Genomic DNA, 16,145 nt, shown 5'->3' on the forward strand with positions numbered 1-16,145 from the left:
CTCTGCAGCTTTATTGGAACTATTTAATTGTTTATTTAGCACATAGTTTTTTTAGAAAGTTTTCCTTTTCAAAACAATTGGATATCTCATTTGTTTTACGGCACACTACTAAAAAAGAGTAAAAGGAGAACATTTATGCTTCATACTGCTTGGAAAGGTAAAATCAGCTTTGGATTAATTGACATCCCTATTAAACTGCACGGAGCAATTGAAGAAAAAGATGTAAAGCTGCGCACACTGCACTCCGTTTGCCATACACCCATTCATCAAGAAAAACATTGCCAAACGTGTGGACGAGAAGTAGAATCCGATGAACTGGTTAAAGGATACGAAACCGCGACCGGTCAGTTTGTTGTACTTTCACAACAGGAAATTGACCGTGTCAAAGAGCCCTTTGCAGCAAACAAAGCTGTTGAATTGTTGCACTTTGTTTCGTTAGATGACATTGATCCCCTGTTTTTTGATAAGCCCTACTATATTTCTCCTGAAGAAACGAGCCTAAAAGCTTATTATACGTTATTAAATGCACTTGAAATAACGTATAAAGTCGGTATTGCCAATGTATTTTTATATTCCAAACAGCAAATCGCCATTATTCGTTCCGTGGGCGGCTCTCTCGTTCTTCACACGATGCATTTTGAAGAAGAACTTCGTTCAGTCACAGATGTGCCTAACTTATCTACTACTTCTTCTGTTAATGAAAGTGATACACAAGTGACGGTGGAATTAATTGATAAGCTATCTACTTCTTTTAATCCATCTATTTACAAAAACAACTACCGAGATGCCTTACAAAGCGTCATTCAACAAAAAATAAATCAAGGCGAAGTTACAAAAGTAAGCGGAAGCGAAGAACGAGATATTCGACATTTAATGGAAATGTTAAAGGTGAGCATAAATCCTTCTACTTTACAACCGACAAAATCAACAGCAGAGAAAAAAACGTCATCCTTAAAAAAGAAAGCATAAAAAAAGCTAACGAAGAAGTTCGTTAGCTTTCATTTGCAACAGAAGTCTTAGGAACAATAGCTCCATATGACGCCGGTATTTTTAAATATTGCGTTACTTGATCATTTTCCACAAAAACAATAAAGTTATCTTTTTTATCTTTTCCAATACCTTTTGCTTTTGCTTCAGACCAATTGAAGCCCAGCTTTTCATTTACCTCACTGCGGGTCGTTTCCGGTCCAAAAACATATACTTTATCCCATCTAAAATCACATAATTCATTAAAATCAAGGATGGAAGCTTCTTCTTTACTTTGATTTGTTTTTTTAATTTCATTAATTACGGTTTGCTGAAGTTGCGCTTGGTTGCGTTCGCTGTATACCCTGTCAATAAAAAAAGTTGCCAATAGCGCTACTAACGTGAATAGTAGAATCTTTTTCACTTCGTTGTCCTCCTGATACGTTCTCTGCACATGATACGACTTCTTTTCGATACGGTTTTATTCTCTACTATTCTAGAAAATTCAACAGGAAAATACAACTAAAATCTCGAAATGTCATCAAAACATAAAAAACTTAACACTATGTCAACGTATAAAAAAAAGGCTTGTTCACGTTCTACCTATTTACCTAATCAGCGCTGAAAAGATTTGGTTCTTCCGTACAAATAGTTTTAATAAATTCTTCTACTAACCCTTCCTCTCCCGGCAAAAAAGGCAGCGCACCCACTCCAACGCGTTCAATACTTTTATAAAAATGATGCTGCTTATAGCCTTCTGCTTTCCCTGGAAACAGCACAACCGCTGTTTGTACCGGTTTTATTCCATTTTCCTCTACAATAGCGTCTCGGTAACGGTGCATGGTATTAATATCTTCTTCTCTAGGAGAGGGCGTATCGTGATTTGGTTTGATACGATACTTAGCGTCAAAAAGATATACACTTTTTTTCTCCCCTTGCTTTACTTCAAGCAGCAAGTCCGGCTTTTGGATAACAGTATGAGTATGATGGTATTCTTTTTGATACCATAGCGTTACTTCTGCTTTTCCCACCTGAAAACGATGGTAAGAGGCCTGCACTCTGACATTCAACCCTTGTTCTGTCGTTGTCATGATGTTTTGTTCTATTCGTTTGCCATAAATTTGCAACTTCTTTAAAAGACTAACATACGTCCAGTATTCATAGAGAGTTGCGATATCTTTTAATGAAAGGTGGTAAAACTCTCCGTTAAGAGCCAACCCTCGCGTTAAGAACATAAAGTATCTGCTTGCTTCCCGGTAGCGGGGTGCCGTACGGAGTGTAGAAGGAAGAGTTGAAACTTGTATGGTCTTCACTCTTTGCCAGAACACATTGTTTAGCAGCCTTTTTAATTCGGTATGATTGGTTTCTAGAGCCGACACCGCTTCTTTTTTTACATATCTATCTTCTATCAATTTGTCAATTAGTGTAGTTAGCTTGTGATACAGCTGCGTCATCATCCATTTAACACTTTGATTTTCCAAATTATCATAGATAGCTACATGTCTTGTGCCAATTGCTTTTGTGGGTACTACTTTTATATGCCGATTAATTTTAATTCCTCTGCTTGAAGATGCAAGATAGGTAGGGTGTGTTCGGACAAATGATATAGCCTGGCTATCTTGTTTTTTTATTTGATCTCCTCTCATGAGCTCATGTTCAACTTTTACCGATTGAAACGGCTGATTCTCAATCTGACGAACAGAATGAAGAAAGGGTTTCATATAGTGAGAGAGCACATGATAAAATTCCGTCCATGTTGCTTGTTTAGACCAAACCGATTTTGCTTCAATATACGTTTTACGGAGCATATCGTATGCCAAATCATGAATGTATCCGTTCACTTCATCAACCATGCGTACATAATCTGTCTTGTAGCTCATCTTTGACGGGAAAATTTCAAGAGTAAAAGACAGCTCTTTTTCTATTTCACTGTAGACATGAAACGTAGAATACCCTACCTCATTTTGAAAGCTTATATTTCCTGTTAAAATGTAGGGAAATCCTACGGTTTGAAAACTTTGTTCAACTGCTTTTGAGTCGTGATTAACAAACAGACTTGTTTCATTTTTTGAAACAACTGTAATTTGATAGGTTTCATTTTCAAAAAATAAAGGCTCAAGCGGCGGTTTGGAAGTCATCATGCCTTTTGTTTGATTTAGTACTTTTACATGTGTGATTCCTTTTCCCGTACAAGAAAAAAACATCACTTCTTCTGCAGATTTTATTTTTTTCTTATTCTTTCCTTTTATAACCACCGTACACGTATCGGTTTCAATTTCAACGTACGGTATTAATCCAAAATGACGTGTATCCGTATACTTCAAAACGTCTCATCATCTCCATTATTTTGCGTGCACTTTTAGGAAATCTCATCCCGTCTGCGTTGACAACAGCTGTCTCAAATTCATCATCGAGCAGCGTATTTGTACAGTAATAATAAAGATTTTTTAATAGGTCAAATGTGTAAGCATCGCTTCCTGAAATACGAGGCAAAACTTTTTGCAATATCTGAAAATCAAACGCCTGATCAAATGTAAACACTCCGCTTTTCACTGCGTAAATTAGATAAAAGCATATTTCGTCGCGTACGCGGTAACCTATTTGCAAATCGACTTCTGTAAGCATCTCGTTGACGGTTAGCAGTTCATTTGTTACTTCGTGAATGAGCTCAGCATGTTCAACATACGCATCTTTTAAGTGAACGTATTGACTTTGAATTTGTACATTTTCAATACTGTGCCGAGGTGGATCTCTATCATCTAAAAAATCAAAAGAATCTAGCTGAATCTTATTCAGCTCAATGGTGTTGGTACGATCTAACAACTTTTGACTAAACCCATGAGTTGTTTCATCCATATTAATGGTACCGATAATGAGAAGGTTAGATGGCAAATAAATATCTCGGAACATCTTATGTCCAGGAAATAACGGAGCCGTTTTGATTTTCCCTTTTGACCAGCTTCTGCTTTCCATCACGCTTAAAATATCGCTAAAATAATGTTCAACTCGAGCTAAGTTCATTTCATCCAATATGGCAACATATGTGTAAGCTGGATGCTGAATGGCTTGCTGCATAATCGACAGAAACGATCCTCTGCGAAAATCTCCTCTTAAATCAATATACCCTAATAAATCTGAACTATCGTGCCAATCGGGCCGAACTGGAATAAGCACTTGTCTGCCATTTTCAATCGTGGCACCGATACTATCTGCTAAGAGCTGCGCAAGCTTTGTTTTTCCCGTCCCGCTCATTCCTGATAAAACAATAAAAGGCTTGGTCTTTAAAGCAAAGTAGGCGTTGGCTATATCTTGTCGTTCGTATGTAAATCCAGATTTCTTAATATACTCATGAATGTGGACGATGGCGTCTTTATCGCCAATCATCTCTTTGCTCATTCCGTATGTTTTTATATACTGTTCATGCATACTCAGCAGTAAATGCAAATCATCTTGAAGCTGATCATTGTTAGGTAAGTCTGCTATATTGTAAGGAAGGTAAAGAGCTACTCTATCCTCAAAGCTTTTCGCTTCCATGCTTGTACCAATGACAATATGATTATCTTTCAATACGCGGGCATGTTCAGGAGTAAAAAAACGAATGTCTTTCAGATCCGTTCCTTCCCCTGCATCTCCTTTCATCATGACTAAGTAAATGCGCTGACCGTCTTCACTGAATAAATATGCTACTATCACATCACTCTCTATATTCTTATTAGCAAGAGTCACGTAAGGAAATGTTTCAGCGTGGTGGCCCGATATACGCATTTCTTCTCGATTTATATGCTCCAATCGATAAAGAGAAATCGGAAGCCGGCGTGTAATCATATTTTCTACTTCGTGTTTTACAAGTACGTCTCCACCCATTTGTTTATAATGTTCCGCTACATAAAGCAGCCGATCGCGCAAACTCATCGAATTCTCTCCTTTCTGCCTTCACTGCAGTTTGTAAAAATAAAAAGCATCGTCAGTTGACCACGCAAAAGTTTCGTTTCTTTTATTATAGACGCTTTCTTCGTATCGTAAGCTATTTTATAACGTTAGAAAACACTACATTATTCTTTTCTCTACATATATGTTTATGTTCATTTTAATGAAACATGACCGAAAAGAAAAGCGTTAGGGGCTTAATGAATGAAGAGGTAATGATACGAACAGAAAAATAGGCAGCTTCTGTGCAGAGTGATAATACGCTTTTTACGGTTGATGTTTCTAAAGCATGTAAAATGCCGTACATTTTTACTATTTCCTTCTTTTCCTCATGAATTTTTAAAATCTTTTCACGCTTTACACCAAACTATAATACGCTACATTAGACCTCTTCTACTCATTTAATGAGCCATGTACTATTCATATTTTCACCGAAGTTACAATAAGCTTTTAAAGACTTAGAAGAACTGTCGTTTGAAAGGAGAATAGTATGCTATTTGACTCAACAAAAATCAACTTAGGAAAATTGAACGTTCGCAGTGCTGATCAAGCAAGCAGTATTTCTATTGGAAATACGTCAAAAGTTACAAGGTATGTCACAGCAAAGAAAAATCAGGCCTTCGGACAGCAGCTCGCTGATCAATGTTTTTCAGCAGGATCTGCTTACAAAACTGTAGATAATGATTATGTGGATGCATTTGCAACAAAAAATGATAAATAAGGAGGAAACCATATGATTTTTTCACCTATGGTCATTAACTTACAAGCCTTCAAAGTGAACGTTCTGGATAATTCATCCGTTTTAAGCATAGGACCTAATCAGCAGCTTGACGTGTTCGTATCTTATAAACGTAATCAAGGACTAGGAGAATCAAACGGAGATTTTTCTCCAAACGTAACTCCGTTCTCATGGATTATAGATTCAGATGTAAACGATTCAAACTCAGTTAAAAACAGCGTAATTTAAGCTTCTACACCGCCTCTAACGAGCATGACTAGCAGCATACCTTCATCTATTCGTCTACTAGTATTCAACCTGATGCCTAATAAATATAACCTGCGTCTGAACTGGCTATATTTATTAGGCTCTTTCTATGAAATGGGTACTTTTTGAAAAGACGATGGGCTATCAATTTGATCACGATCATCAACACAGCTTCTCGTTCCTATAAACCCGCTATCATCACCGAAATTTTGCCCAAACCCCTGTGTTTTTTTATCTGAATTATTCCAGTCTGCTAGTAAATTCTGTCCAATATTTACCGCAGACGCATTTTCAAAGGAATTTATCTTTAGCATTAAAATATTAATATTTATAGATGCACCTGCCATTTAAACCACCCCCTTTTCAAACTATATTCAAATTCCATCTTTTTATGATGTGTGGTAAGGAGGAAACCATATGGACTTTGATAAACTTATGCAGTGGATGGAATTCGCTAAAAAATATCAAACAAACGACTTTTGGAACGGTGTTTTTGATCAAACTGCTTTTAACGAATTTATGAAAGAAAATATGGATATGACTGCTCAGGATTCGCATCAGGCTCCTCAACCTCCTAGAAGTAATTTTCCACCTATCGACATTTATGTTACTCCTCACGAGATCATTGTTATCGCTGACCTGCCTGGTTATCTAAAAGAAAACTTGCACGTTTCTGTTTCAGGCAGCCGGCTTCTATTAAAAGGCTCGCCCCACCCTCTCATTACAGGGCAGCCTGTTGTACAAGAACGACCTTCTGGAGATTTTAACCGAATTATCGAATTGCCTGAGCCTACAGATGCGCATCATCTGCGTGCAAAATTTGAAAATGGACTGCTTATTCTTTCTTATCACAGGCAGTTTTTTCAAGAAGAGCGTATTCATATTGAATAAGGTTTAGTAGTTTTACGAATGAAATGTAATGCTGCACATAAGCATTTATAAATGCAAAAAATTTAATATTAACTCCCAAACTGAATCAATATTTATTTATCTAACTGTGATTACAGAGGAAATAAGCCCAAGATGAGGAGAAGCGAAATGTCTATGAAAGGATTTTTCAACCCCAAACAGACTAACCAACATCTTCAAACTGAGCTAGCGGACTTCAAACATCAAATCAAGCGTATTAACACGCTTGAAGTTCACATGAACCGTTTTTTAAAACTCGAACCGCAAATGGGTTCTCTCATAATGTTCAAAAAAAAGCTGGAGGCTCAGCCAGTGCTTTCCAACGATTCTTCATCTTCACAAAGAAGTGCTCACAAAAACACTGAACAATCATATACAAAAGACATGCAGGATACTGCTAGGCAGCTTCATTTTTTAAAAGAAAAAGTAGCACAATTGGAACAAATCATCTCCACGCAAAACCCTCGCGATAAAAAGAAAGAAGCTGTGCCTTATCCGGATATAGCTAGCTTAGTAGAACAATCTGTAGAGAAACAAATGGCTCCTTATCTCGAGAAAATGACCGAACTAGATAACAGAGTTTCAGCATTAGAGCGAAGTATGTCGCTTTTAACTGAAGTACAGGTGGACATGCTAAAACGTACGTCTTCTCTTCAAGAAGAAGTAAGATTGATTCATCAAAAAGCGGCACTTTTAGAAAATGCTCCTCCGCCTATTCATATTGATAAATTTTTTCTTGATAAATACGAACAAAACAACAATATTGGCCAAGTGGGCATTAAGGAGCTCGGCGGTGCTTTAAACATCGGAGCTACATACGGAAGCGGAGCTATACCAAAGGATTTCACGGACCAAATCCAAAAAGATATGGAAGAGTTAAAAAACGCTAAATCAGATATTTCTTCTGGTAAAACGAAGCCTGCACAAGAGGATAAAGAGAATTCTTCTCCCGCCTTCGAAAAAGAAGAAGCGTATACAGAAGTTCCTATTTTTGATGAAGATGATCCAAGGGAAGAGTCAGTCTAAAAAAGTTATAAAATTATATTTAGTTATGACTAGAATTTTTGCAAGCTATTCTTTACACTATAGGTAATAACTTCAAAAAAGGAGATATGCTGATGCCAAAGCTTTTATGGAGAATAGGTGCTGTCATGTTGCTAATGTGTGGAGGCTTTATCTTTTTATTTATTGCTGCTTCGCAAATGATGGTTCAGCAATACAAACCTTTTTTTAGACGCGAGAGTGCATAACTCTCGCGTTTTTTTATTGAATAATATCCTGTTTATAGTAATATATACATCAAAAAGATATAGGTGAGGAAAGTAAATGAAGGAAAATCAAACAACATATGCGATTTTAGGACTGCTTACCACTGAATGCAGAACTGGTTATGAAATTAAGCGGTTAATGGATCGAAGTTTAAATCATTTTTGGAAAATTAGCTATGGTCAAATTTATCCCACTTTACAAAAGCTTGTGAATGAAGAACTAGCAACGGTAAATTCCGTTGCTCAAACTGATAAACCGGATAAAAAAGTGTACGCAATAACAACTAAAGGAAAAGAAGTTCTGCAAGATTGGCTGCGTGAACCTATTAAGCAGCTCCCCTCAGAACGAAATGAACTTTTGTTAAAACTATTTTTTAGTAGTCACCAAGAAAAGCAGCTCACAATTTCGCAGTTAAAAAACGCTCAGCAGAAACTAACTGAACGCTATCACATGTATTGCGGAATCGAAGACAGCATTTCTAAAAGCCCTTCTCCTGACAGAACGTATTGGCTTATTACCCTAGACTACGGTAAACGAACAACTCGTGCTTCGATGGAATGGTGCAAAGATACGATTAATAAATTATATGATGAGGAGGCGCAGAATTTATGATTCATTCCAATCGTGTAATGGCTAAGCCCGGTCAGGATCTGGTCGTCTTTGTTATAGGAATGCGTATTAATAAATGGACAGCCGTACACAAATGGCTCCCTGTATTTAAAGCAATGCCTCCTATGATTCGAGAGTTGTATGCAAACAAAAATCTTGGCTTTTTATCTTTGCAAGGATCGTTTAATTTAAGAACCATTACGCTGATTCAATATTGGGAGTCAGTTGATCAATTGACCTCCTATGCCAAAGGTCCTCAGCACTTAAAAGCTTGGAATTCTTTTTATAAACAGGCTTCAAAAACGAATGCAGTTGGCATTTATCATGAAACGTACGTTATTCCTGCAGGAAATTATGAATCAGTATATGTGAATATGCCTTCGTTCGGCTTAGCTAAAGCGCTTGGATGTGAAACCATAACGAAGCATACTCAAACTGCTAAAAAACGTTTGAATGTTAAAAGAGGTTAAGACATGACGAAATGAATCCAATCTAAAGACGAACCCTTGATTAACATGTTTGATCAAGGGTTCGTTTTTCACTTGGGCTAAAATACTTTTTCCTCAGCTTCTTCATTACATTTGTTATACATATATTTTCAGCATTTGATTGGCACCTTTTTGAAATTCATACGGGACATCTGCTATTTCTGTTCCTTTTACTAGAGGCGCAATCTCTTCTAAAAGCTGCGGCAAATAGGTAGAAATCTTGCCGCTCAGGTCCGTTAAAGGAAACAAGCGCACTTCCTCTTTTGTAACGCGTATCAGTTCTTTTAAAGCCTCTAAATGAAACGTATAATCTAACCGGTCGCTGTACATAAATAAAAAGTTTGCACAAAGCGTTAAATCAAACTCGTTCTTTTGAAACGGCAAATTAGGAAGGGCTCCGTACTGATAGGCTTCCGGGTTCTTTTTCATATGAGCAATACAATCTTTTAATGCTCTTTTTCGATGTTCCGTTAAATCATCAATAGACGAAAAATACGTCCACACATATTGCTCCTGTACGTGCTGCATTTGATTCATCGTATGAATTAAATCTAAGCTTCCCTTCTTTTCAAGCTCTTCTGCCGTAAATTTATAGGCAATATCACAGCTAGTAGCCTTCGTACCTTGCTGCAAGGCATGAGCAGTAAAAGAACAGGCTCCGCTAGCACAATCTAACACTTTTTTTCCTTTTAAACGCTTGTCATTCAAATTAAACATAGCTCTATACTCTTCAAACGTTCTGCCGATAAAAACAACTCGGTCAATTCCTAACTTTTTCTCTGCTAAACTCAACTCTACTCAGCTCCTATCTTTTACTTAGACCTTTATTTTACAGAAAATTGGATTAAATTCCAATAGTTTATGTAGTAATTAGGTTAATCACCATCTTTTGAAGCACTAAAAACAAGGCCCAACACATAACTCCTATGGATAAACTCACAAACAAATGAAGGGAGTTTTTTACACAAATATAGACGACAGCAAGTAATAAAATAGTGCCTGGGAGTCCATAAAGAACGCCAAGTGTAAACTGACTGACCACTTCCTTTTTTTCTCCTTGCACTGACAACCATATAATACTTAGTAAGCTCACAATTGGAAGAGCAGCTACGATTCCACCGTATGCCGGAAATCTTTTGGCCATTTCTGTTACCCCTGCAATAATAAGAGCCGACATTAAAATTTTGATGATACTATACATGTTCTGCACGCTCGCTCAATAACTGAAAAGCCTGTTGTATCAGCTGTTTTTCAGATGCTGTCATTTCGCGTAAAATAGCTGATACTTTTTCTTCATCCAAGCTTGAATTCCGTTTTAAGATGTCTTTTCCTGCTTCTGTTAAATGCAGAATTACTTTTCTTTCATCCTGTATATCTCTATTTTTATACACATATCCTTTCTCGATGCTTCTCTTTACATGTTCAGATGCCGTATTATGTGAAATAGTTAAATAATCTGCGATTTCTCTTATTCCAACCGAAGATGATTTGTCGATATGCTGCAAAAGACGTATGGTTTGGTGCGTAATTTTCTCTTGATGCGTATAGTGCAAATGATAATAAATAGACGTCCAATAGCTGTTTAACTCCTCTACTTTCATGATCCTGCTCCTTTATATCGTATTTTTAGTTATTATCGTATTATACGATATATATTACAGAAACGACAGCCAGTTTTCAATACTCCTTTCTTTTTATCTTGCATCTCACATAATAATACGATTTAACAGTTACACTAATTGTACACACTGTGAAAGGCGGTTGTATGACATTGATGCTTCGACTGTTAAAATGGGTTCCGAATCTCTTTACGATTGGAAATTTGCTAAGCGGCGTATTTTCCATAGCCTTTAATATGAACAGCTACGAACGCTTAGCTGCTCTTTTTATTTTTTTAGCCGCTTTTTTCGATTTATTTGACGGCAAAATTGCCAGAAAGCTAAAAGTTAACAGTGAGTTTGGTGTAGAGCTAGATTCTTTGGCTGATATTATAAGCTTTGGCGTAGCGCCTGCAATGCTATTTCATACTCTTTCTCCCCACTCTTGGCTAACGGTACTCGCTTTTATGATTTATCCAAGCATGGGTGCATTGAGATTAGCTAAATTTAGCGCAAATCCAACCGTAGGTTATTTTATAGGGCTGCCTATTCCTTTTCCAGCTCTAATTATCGCACTGCTCGGCATGTTTTATTATGTGAATCCTTATCTTATGATTATTTTAGCCATTTTGATGGTGAGTCCTATCCGGATCATGAAAATTTAGATGCCATAAAAGACAGACAAAATGCCTGTCTTTTATAGCGCTGTCCATTCCTCACACAGCATTTTATGCTTGAATTTCAGCTCATGTTCTCTTTTTTCAAGCTGAGCTTGTAAAGAAAGCCACTCGCTATTATCAGGTGCTGAGCATAATTTTTCTTCAAGAGACAGTAAGGAATCCAGTACGTCTTCAAGCTGAGCAGTCACTTCTCTTTGCTGTTTCATGTTCATTTTTTTCAACAGTAGTTTTTCATTTTTCTTCATTTTTTTCACCTCTTTCTTTTCTTTACCCGATGATGAGTGTTTTAGTATGGAAAGCACATGATTAAAAATAGTTTTATCGTAGTAAAGACCCTTTAATAGCCTATTTTTTATCTTTGTTGATTATTTAGAACATAGTTTAATAAGATATAGTTACAATTAGTAATACTTTTACAAACCGTGATATACTAAAAAAAGAAAGGATGATGAATAGAGAATTATGCTGCAAAAATTTGGTTTTTCTCAGTATGAAAGTCAAGTATATGAAGCGCTGCTTGCGAATGAAGGTCCGCTGGATGCTAGTTCGATTGTCACGTATTCGCATGTTCCAAAAGCAAAGATTTATGAAGTACTTAATCGTTTAATTGATAAAGGCATTGTAGTAAATACATTGTCCGGGAAAAAGAAACTTTATTCAGCGGTAGCCCTTCAAACCGTCATTCAAAAACTTACTGCTGATTTTGAAAATGACATTAATGAATTAAAAACATATAAAATTAAAAGAACGTTTACAGATGATCATGTTTGGAGTTTAAAAGATAAATCCTCTATTTCTGCTCACATTGAACAGTTGATTCAAGAAGCGGAATCTTCTATTATTTTATCGGCTTGGAATGATGAGTTGGAACATTACCGCTCATTGCTAGAAGAAAAAGAGAAACAAGGCGTAAACGTCGAGGTCTTAACCATAGGAAACTTGCAGACTGCCCTCAAACATTTACATACATTAAATCCAATAGATGATCATAAAAACCTTGAGCCGTCGCAGTTGATTATTGTTGACGATGCCTACCTTTTATTTGCCGGCATTGAACATGAGACATGGAAAGCAATAAAAACCATGTCGCAGCCGCTTGTAAAAGTTTTTGCTGATTTCTTTTATCATGATGTCGCACTTACCCATATTACAAAGAAATATCAAGAGCAGCTTCTTCAGGATTCTGAGATCATGGAGCTGCTTACTCGACTGCGATATTAAAAAGGTTACTAATTCATTAGTAACCTTTTTAATATTACCTATTGAAATCCACTCTAAAAAAGGTTACTATTCTAGTTGTAACTTTTTAAAGAGGGGGTTTTTTGATGAATAAAAAAGTTTACATACTTGCGATTGCTTCTTTTGTTGTTGGAACGGTCGAATTAATTCTAGGAGGCATCTTGGACTTAATTGCCGATGCATTTCATGTATCACTAGCAAAAGCAGGTTATTTAATCTCTATTTATTCGTTTGTTTATGCTTTGTCTGCGCCGATTTTACTAAATGTGACGGCTAAGATAGAGCGGAAAAAAGTTTATATGTGGACATTATTTATTTTCTTATTGAGCAATGTATTTTCAGCCTACAGTTCAGGTTATTATATGCTATTAATCGGGCGTATCCTCGCTGCTGCGAGCGGCTCTTTTATTATTGTCCTATCTACCACAATGGCCTCTAGAATGGTAAAGCCTGAATATCAAGGCAGAGCAATTGGCGTTGTGTTTATGGGAATCAGCGGCTCACTTGTTTTGGGTATTCCTCTTGGTATTTTGATTGGAAATGCGCTTGGCTGGCGTCAAGTATTTGTTATGATTGCAATCTTAACTGCTATTATTATGATTACCGTTTGGTTTACAATGGAACGTCTAGCTCCCGCTCCAATTGTACCTTTAAAGACTCAGGTAAAAGCTTTACGCAATAAAAAAATGCTTGCTATTCACCTAGCAACATTGTTTGTACTGGCGGGTCATTTAACGCTTTATGCGTACTTCACGCCATTTTTACAAGAAACGCTAGGATTAAATACAACGATGGTGACCATTATTTATGGTATTTTCGGTCTTGCTGCAGTGGCAGGAGGAGGACTTGGAGGAGCTGTTTCTGATAGATGGAACCCTTCTTCGTCTGTTATCACCATGATTGCTCTCTTTTTTGTTAGCATGATTGCTATGCCTTTTGGCGTTCATTTGCCATTCGTTGTGTTCTTGCTTCTTATGATTATTTGGAGTGCGCTCAGCTGGGCGGTCTCACCGGCTCAAAGCAATTTAATTATTCATAGTGCACGCGACACGTCGGACATTTTAATCAGCACCAATGCAGCGATTTCACACGTAGGAATTGCGATCGGCTCCTATGTCGGAGGAATTGTCGTTAATCAATACTCTGTTATTTATAACGGCTGGGTCGGGTCTATTTTTGTATTGCTTGGTCTTTGCTTCTCTCTTTATGCGGTAACACGAACAGAAAGCACAGCAGATACGCTTCACAGTAAATAAGCTTTTACAAAAAGAGATTGGATAAAAATAATTTCATAAAAGTGAAACACGAACTATCTATCAAAAATGGATAAATAGTTCGTGTTTTTTTATAATCATGGTGAACGCAGGTACTTATAGCTGTTGGTTGGAGGACAAGGTGAAGACTCCTGCGGGAACAGCGAAACAGATGAGACCCCGCAGGAGCGAAGCGACGAGGAGGCTCATCGGCCGCCCGCGGAAAGCGAAGCCTTGCACGGAAATCAACAGCGGTCGAGCAAGCAGTCCAGATCATGCATCCAAATTGTTTGTCTTTGAGTTGGATTCATTTCGTTCTGTCCCATCCTCTTGTCATTGTGATTGCTCTTAATACATTTTAGCTGCAAATTGAGATTCGGATATAACGATAAAACCATGCTTTCTTAACAACGCAGTCGTTACCCCTTCACCGGCTATTTTAACACCTAGAAATGCTCCGTTATATATATGTTCACTTCCACATGAAGGACTGTTTTCTTTTAGTACAATAACAGTAGCTTTTATTTCTTTTGCGATGTTCAGTGCCTTATAGGCCCCGTCTATGTATATATCTGTCACGTCTTTTCCCGATCGTTCAATAACTCGCGCATTTCCGTTTATTACGTCTATTCCCGTTCCTTTTATAATTTCTGCCGGTTCTCTAGGCGTGTGAAATCCACCTAACAGTTCCGGACATATCATCACCGCTTCTTTATTTTCAACGAGCGCTTCCATTTCCTTAACTAAGGCACTGCTTCCATTATATCTGCAAGCTTGACCTGCTAAGCAAGAACTAACCAATATCACAGAATTCTCCCTCCCATAAAAAAACACTTCTCATTCATCATACAAAGAATATATGACGAATGGAAGTGTTTACCTTTTATATTTTATTCAAGATCACGCTTTGACTCCTGCTCTTTGTCTCGATCCGTTTTTGCTTCAAATTCAGAGCGAGTCATTACGTCCTCTACGTGCATATTTACTTCTACTACTTCTAAGCCCGTCATATCGTGAACTGATTTTTTCACGTTATGAACAGTTTCGGAGAAAATCGCTGGAACATTTTTTCCGTATTCAACAATTACTTTTAAATCAAGAGCAACTTGCTTTTCTCCAACTTCAGCGTTAATCCCTTTTGTGATGTCTTCCGTGCTGCGGAAGCGATCTGTTAACCCGCTCATAAATCCACCGCTCATTGATAAAATCCCTTTAATTTCATTAGCTGCAATTCCAGCAATTTTTTTAATGACTTGATCTTCAAATGTTAATGTATTTTGATGTGTATTTTCCTGAGGTTTTACTGCTGTATTTGTTTCATTAACTGCCATAACGAACATCTCCCTTAAAGTGATTTTCTATCTTCCTCTAGTAAAGAATCCTACCCAGGCATGTATGTCTAAATGACCGTCTCGCCACTTCCCAATTACATAACCAATTCCCATAAAAGCTACGATTAGCAGCGTGGGGCCAAAACCAATTGTTAATAGTAAAATTGCCAACACTAAACCTGCCAGAATACCAAGTACTCGGCCACGGTATGGAATCAATTTATCTGGAGTACCCATTATGTCCCTCCTTCATCACACAACACGTTCTTTCTTTCGTGTTTGTGTATCTGTTAAGTCAATACGAACGGAGTGAACGGGAAGCTCAAGTAAGGCCTCCACGGCGCGTTTTGTTTCAAGCTGCATCTCTTTTCCTAGTGTTGGTAGCCCATCTCGTCCAAACAGCGAACAGTTAATATATAGACTAACTCTTTCTTTGCGAGAATGAATAGATGCTTGGACTTCAGGAGAGCGTATTCCCTGAAAGCCTCTAATTGCTCGCAAAGCTGTAGATTCAATCGTGGCTTTAGAAATGGTTATTTTGCCTTCGCCTGTTACAATTGCTAAATTCTTTTTAGGCGGTCTGCTAAATATGCCTGTTAAAAGAAAAATAATAAAAATAACAGCTAAAAATGCGCTTATTGATAATATCGTGTAGTAAAACCACTCCTGATGATGCCACTTTTCTACCCAGTTCGAAAGGTGAGGAACCTTATAAACCATCAGTGCTAACATACCGGAACAAATCAGTCCTGCAATTCCAATAACTGCGATTAAAAACCGATTAAAATTATTCAATTTTCCACCTCATCTCAACGTGAACTCCTACTGTTTTTTAGTTATGTGTATAGGAAAGGCAACGAGATATTCAATAGTTACCCGCGATATTTTTTT

24 protein-coding genes are annotated in these 16,145 nt (G+C 37.3%); 12 read left to right on the forward strand and 12 right to left on the reverse strand.

Annotated features, from left to right (window positions below; all coding sequences use genetic code 11):
* Window positions 1-135 precede the first annotated feature (135 nt).
* Window positions 136-969 carry a Ku protein gene (locus tag ACMX9J_RS03690; protein ID WP_416225429.1) on the forward strand — a complete coding sequence of 278 codons (834 nt, stop codon included), beginning with the start codon at window positions 136-138 and terminating at the stop codon, window positions 967-969.
* Window positions 970-991: 22 nt separating this feature from the next.
* Here ACMX9J_RS03690 and ACMX9J_RS03695 read toward each other — a convergent pair whose 3' ends face one another.
* The 3 genes from ACMX9J_RS03695 to ACMX9J_RS03705 all read right to left on the reverse strand — a co-directional run bounded on the left by ACMX9J_RS03695 (window position 992) and on the right by ACMX9J_RS03705 (window position 4,878).
* Window positions 992-1,390 carry a hypothetical protein gene (locus tag ACMX9J_RS03695; protein WP_014459877.1) on the reverse strand — a complete coding sequence of 133 codons (399 nt, stop codon included), beginning with the start codon at window positions 1,388-1,390 and terminating at the stop codon, window positions 992-994.
* Window positions 1,391-1,577: 187 nt separating this feature from the next.
* Window positions 1,578-3,290 (reverse strand): DUF2357 domain-containing protein, encoded by a 1,713-nt coding sequence (locus tag ACMX9J_RS03700; protein WP_033579125.1) that lies wholly within the window; start codon window positions 3,288-3,290, stop codon window positions 1,578-1,580.
* Window positions 3,244-4,878: an MrcB family domain-containing protein gene (locus ACMX9J_RS03705; RefSeq protein ID WP_047750865.1), complete on the reverse strand. Its 1,635-nt coding sequence runs from the start codon at window positions 4,876-4,878 to the stop codon at window positions 3,244-3,246. The genes ACMX9J_RS03700 and ACMX9J_RS03705 overlap by 47 nt, the downstream gene beginning before the upstream one ends.
* Before the next feature lie 505 nt (window positions 4,879-5,383).
* Between ACMX9J_RS03705 and ACMX9J_RS03710 the strand changes: the two genes are divergently transcribed.
* Window positions 5,384-5,614: a hypothetical protein gene (locus ACMX9J_RS03710; protein ID WP_033579133.1), complete on the forward strand. Its 231-nt coding sequence runs from the start codon at window positions 5,384-5,386 to the stop codon at window positions 5,612-5,614.
* Window positions 5,615-5,626: 12 nt separating this feature from the next.
* Complete coding sequence (locus tag ACMX9J_RS03715) at window positions 5,627-5,860, forward strand: hypothetical protein (protein WP_013057270.1); 234 nt, start codon at window positions 5,627-5,629, stop codon at window positions 5,858-5,860.
* Between the two features lie 125 nt (window positions 5,861-5,985).
* Here the strand turns inward: ACMX9J_RS03715 and ACMX9J_RS03720 are convergent, their stop codons facing one another.
* Entirely contained in the window at window positions 5,986-6,225 is a 240-nt protein-coding gene (locus ACMX9J_RS03720; protein WP_013057271.1) for a hypothetical protein, read from the reverse strand.
* Between the two features lie 70 nt (window positions 6,226-6,295).
* Between ACMX9J_RS03720 and ACMX9J_RS03725 the strand changes: the two genes are divergently transcribed.
* The 5 genes from ACMX9J_RS03725 (at window position 6,296) to ACMX9J_RS03745 (ending at window position 9,135) form a co-directional block, all read left to right on the forward strand.
* Window positions 6,296-6,769 carry an Hsp20/alpha crystallin family protein gene (locus ACMX9J_RS03725; protein ID WP_047750864.1) on the forward strand — a complete coding sequence of 158 codons (474 nt, stop codon included), beginning with the start codon at window positions 6,296-6,298 and terminating at the stop codon, window positions 6,767-6,769.
* 147 nt (window positions 6,770-6,916) lie between these two features.
* A complete protein-coding gene (locus ACMX9J_RS03730; protein ID WP_176343975.1) occupies window positions 6,917-7,813 on the forward strand; it encodes a hypothetical protein in 897 nt (298 codons plus the stop codon).
* Window positions 7,814-7,905: 92 nt separating this feature from the next.
* Window positions 7,906-8,037 (forward strand): hypothetical protein, encoded by a 132-nt coding sequence (locus ACMX9J_RS03735; RefSeq protein ID WP_013057274.1) that lies wholly within the window; start codon window positions 7,906-7,908, stop codon window positions 8,035-8,037.
* A gap of 76 nt (window positions 8,038-8,113) precedes the next feature.
* Complete coding sequence (locus tag ACMX9J_RS03740) at window positions 8,114-8,668, forward strand: PadR family transcriptional regulator (protein ID WP_034266508.1); 555 nt, start codon at window positions 8,114-8,116, stop codon at window positions 8,666-8,668.
* The gene (locus ACMX9J_RS03745) at window positions 8,665-9,135 is read left to right on the forward strand and encodes a DUF4188 domain-containing protein (protein WP_033579138.1); all 471 of its coding nucleotides are present in this window, start codon (window positions 8,665-8,667) and stop codon (window positions 9,133-9,135) included. The genes ACMX9J_RS03740 and ACMX9J_RS03745 overlap by 4 nt, the downstream gene beginning before the upstream one ends.
* Window positions 9,136-9,249: 114 nt before the next feature.
* Here the strand turns inward: ACMX9J_RS03745 and ACMX9J_RS03750 are convergent, their stop codons facing one another.
* From ACMX9J_RS03750 to ACMX9J_RS03760, 3 genes are all read right to left on the reverse strand, one after another.
* Window positions 9,250-9,945: an SAM-dependent methyltransferase gene (locus tag ACMX9J_RS03750; RefSeq protein ID WP_034269246.1), complete on the reverse strand. Its 696-nt coding sequence runs from the start codon at window positions 9,943-9,945 to the stop codon at window positions 9,250-9,252.
* Window positions 9,946-10,012: 67 nt separating this feature from the next.
* Entirely contained in the window at window positions 10,013-10,354 is a 342-nt protein-coding gene (locus ACMX9J_RS03755; protein WP_047750859.1) for a DUF3147 family protein, read from the reverse strand.
* Window positions 10,347-10,754, reverse strand: a complete 408-nt coding sequence (locus ACMX9J_RS03760; protein WP_034269240.1) for a MarR family winged helix-turn-helix transcriptional regulator — start codon at window positions 10,752-10,754, stop codon at window positions 10,347-10,349. Before ACMX9J_RS03760 ends, ACMX9J_RS03755 begins: the two co-directional genes overlap by 8 nt.
* 170 nt (window positions 10,755-10,924) lie before the next feature.
* Between ACMX9J_RS03760 and pssA the strand changes: the two genes are divergently transcribed.
* A complete protein-coding gene (gene pssA, locus ACMX9J_RS03765) occupies window positions 10,925-11,416 on the forward strand; it encodes a CDP-diacylglycerol--serine O-phosphatidyltransferase (protein WP_176521421.1) in 492 nt (163 codons plus the stop codon).
* A gap of 32 nt (window positions 11,417-11,448) precedes the next feature.
* Here pssA and ACMX9J_RS03770 read toward each other — a convergent pair whose 3' ends face one another.
* Window positions 11,449-11,676, reverse strand: coding sequence for a hypothetical protein (locus ACMX9J_RS03770; protein WP_416225430.1), 228 nt, complete (start codon window positions 11,674-11,676; stop codon window positions 11,449-11,451).
* Window positions 11,677-11,893: 217 nt separating this feature from the next.
* Between ACMX9J_RS03770 and ACMX9J_RS03775 the strand changes: the two genes are divergently transcribed.
* From ACMX9J_RS03775 to ACMX9J_RS03785, 3 genes are all read left to right on the forward strand, one after another.
* Window positions 11,894-12,652, forward strand: a complete 759-nt coding sequence (locus tag ACMX9J_RS03775; protein WP_033579145.1) for a TrmB family transcriptional regulator — start codon at window positions 11,894-11,896, stop codon at window positions 12,650-12,652.
* Window positions 12,653-12,756: 104 nt separating this feature from the next.
* Window positions 12,757-13,926: an MFS transporter gene (locus tag ACMX9J_RS03780; protein ID WP_047750855.1), complete on the forward strand. Its 1,170-nt coding sequence runs from the start codon at window positions 12,757-12,759 to the stop codon at window positions 13,924-13,926.
* Between the two features lie 123 nt (window positions 13,927-14,049).
* Window positions 14,050-14,223 carry a hypothetical protein gene (locus tag ACMX9J_RS03785; RefSeq protein ID WP_306460852.1) on the forward strand — a complete coding sequence of 58 codons (174 nt, stop codon included), beginning with the start codon at window positions 14,050-14,052 and terminating at the stop codon, window positions 14,221-14,223.
* Between the two features lie 48 nt (window positions 14,224-14,271).
* Here the strand turns inward: ACMX9J_RS03785 and ACMX9J_RS03790 are convergent, their stop codons facing one another.
* The 4 genes from ACMX9J_RS03790 to amaP form a co-directional block, all read right to left on the reverse strand.
* Window positions 14,272-14,730 carry a DUF523 domain-containing protein gene (locus ACMX9J_RS03790; RefSeq protein WP_033579147.1) on the reverse strand — a complete coding sequence of 153 codons (459 nt, stop codon included), beginning with the start codon at window positions 14,728-14,730 and terminating at the stop codon, window positions 14,272-14,274.
* An 83-nt stretch (window positions 14,731-14,813) separates the two neighbouring features.
* Window positions 14,814-15,254, reverse strand: a complete 441-nt coding sequence (locus ACMX9J_RS03795; protein WP_034269226.1) for an Asp23/Gls24 family envelope stress response protein — start codon at window positions 15,252-15,254, stop codon at window positions 14,814-14,816.
* Window positions 15,255-15,281: 27 nt separating this feature from the next.
* Entirely contained in the window at window positions 15,282-15,491 is a 210-nt protein-coding gene (locus ACMX9J_RS03800; RefSeq protein ID WP_033579149.1) for a DUF2273 domain-containing protein, read from the reverse strand.
* A gap of 15 nt (window positions 15,492-15,506) precedes the next feature.
* A complete protein-coding gene (gene amaP / locus ACMX9J_RS03805; protein WP_416225431.1) occupies window positions 15,507-16,049 on the reverse strand; it encodes an alkaline shock response membrane anchor protein AmaP in 543 nt (180 codons plus the stop codon).
* Window positions 16,050-16,145: the final 96 nt, after the last annotated feature.

Source organism: Priestia sp. RMT2NF4 (assembly GCF_047872835.1).
In the GTDB taxonomy this organism is placed as follows: Bacteria; Bacillota; Bacilli; order Bacillales; family Bacillaceae_H; genus Priestia; species Priestia zanthoxyli.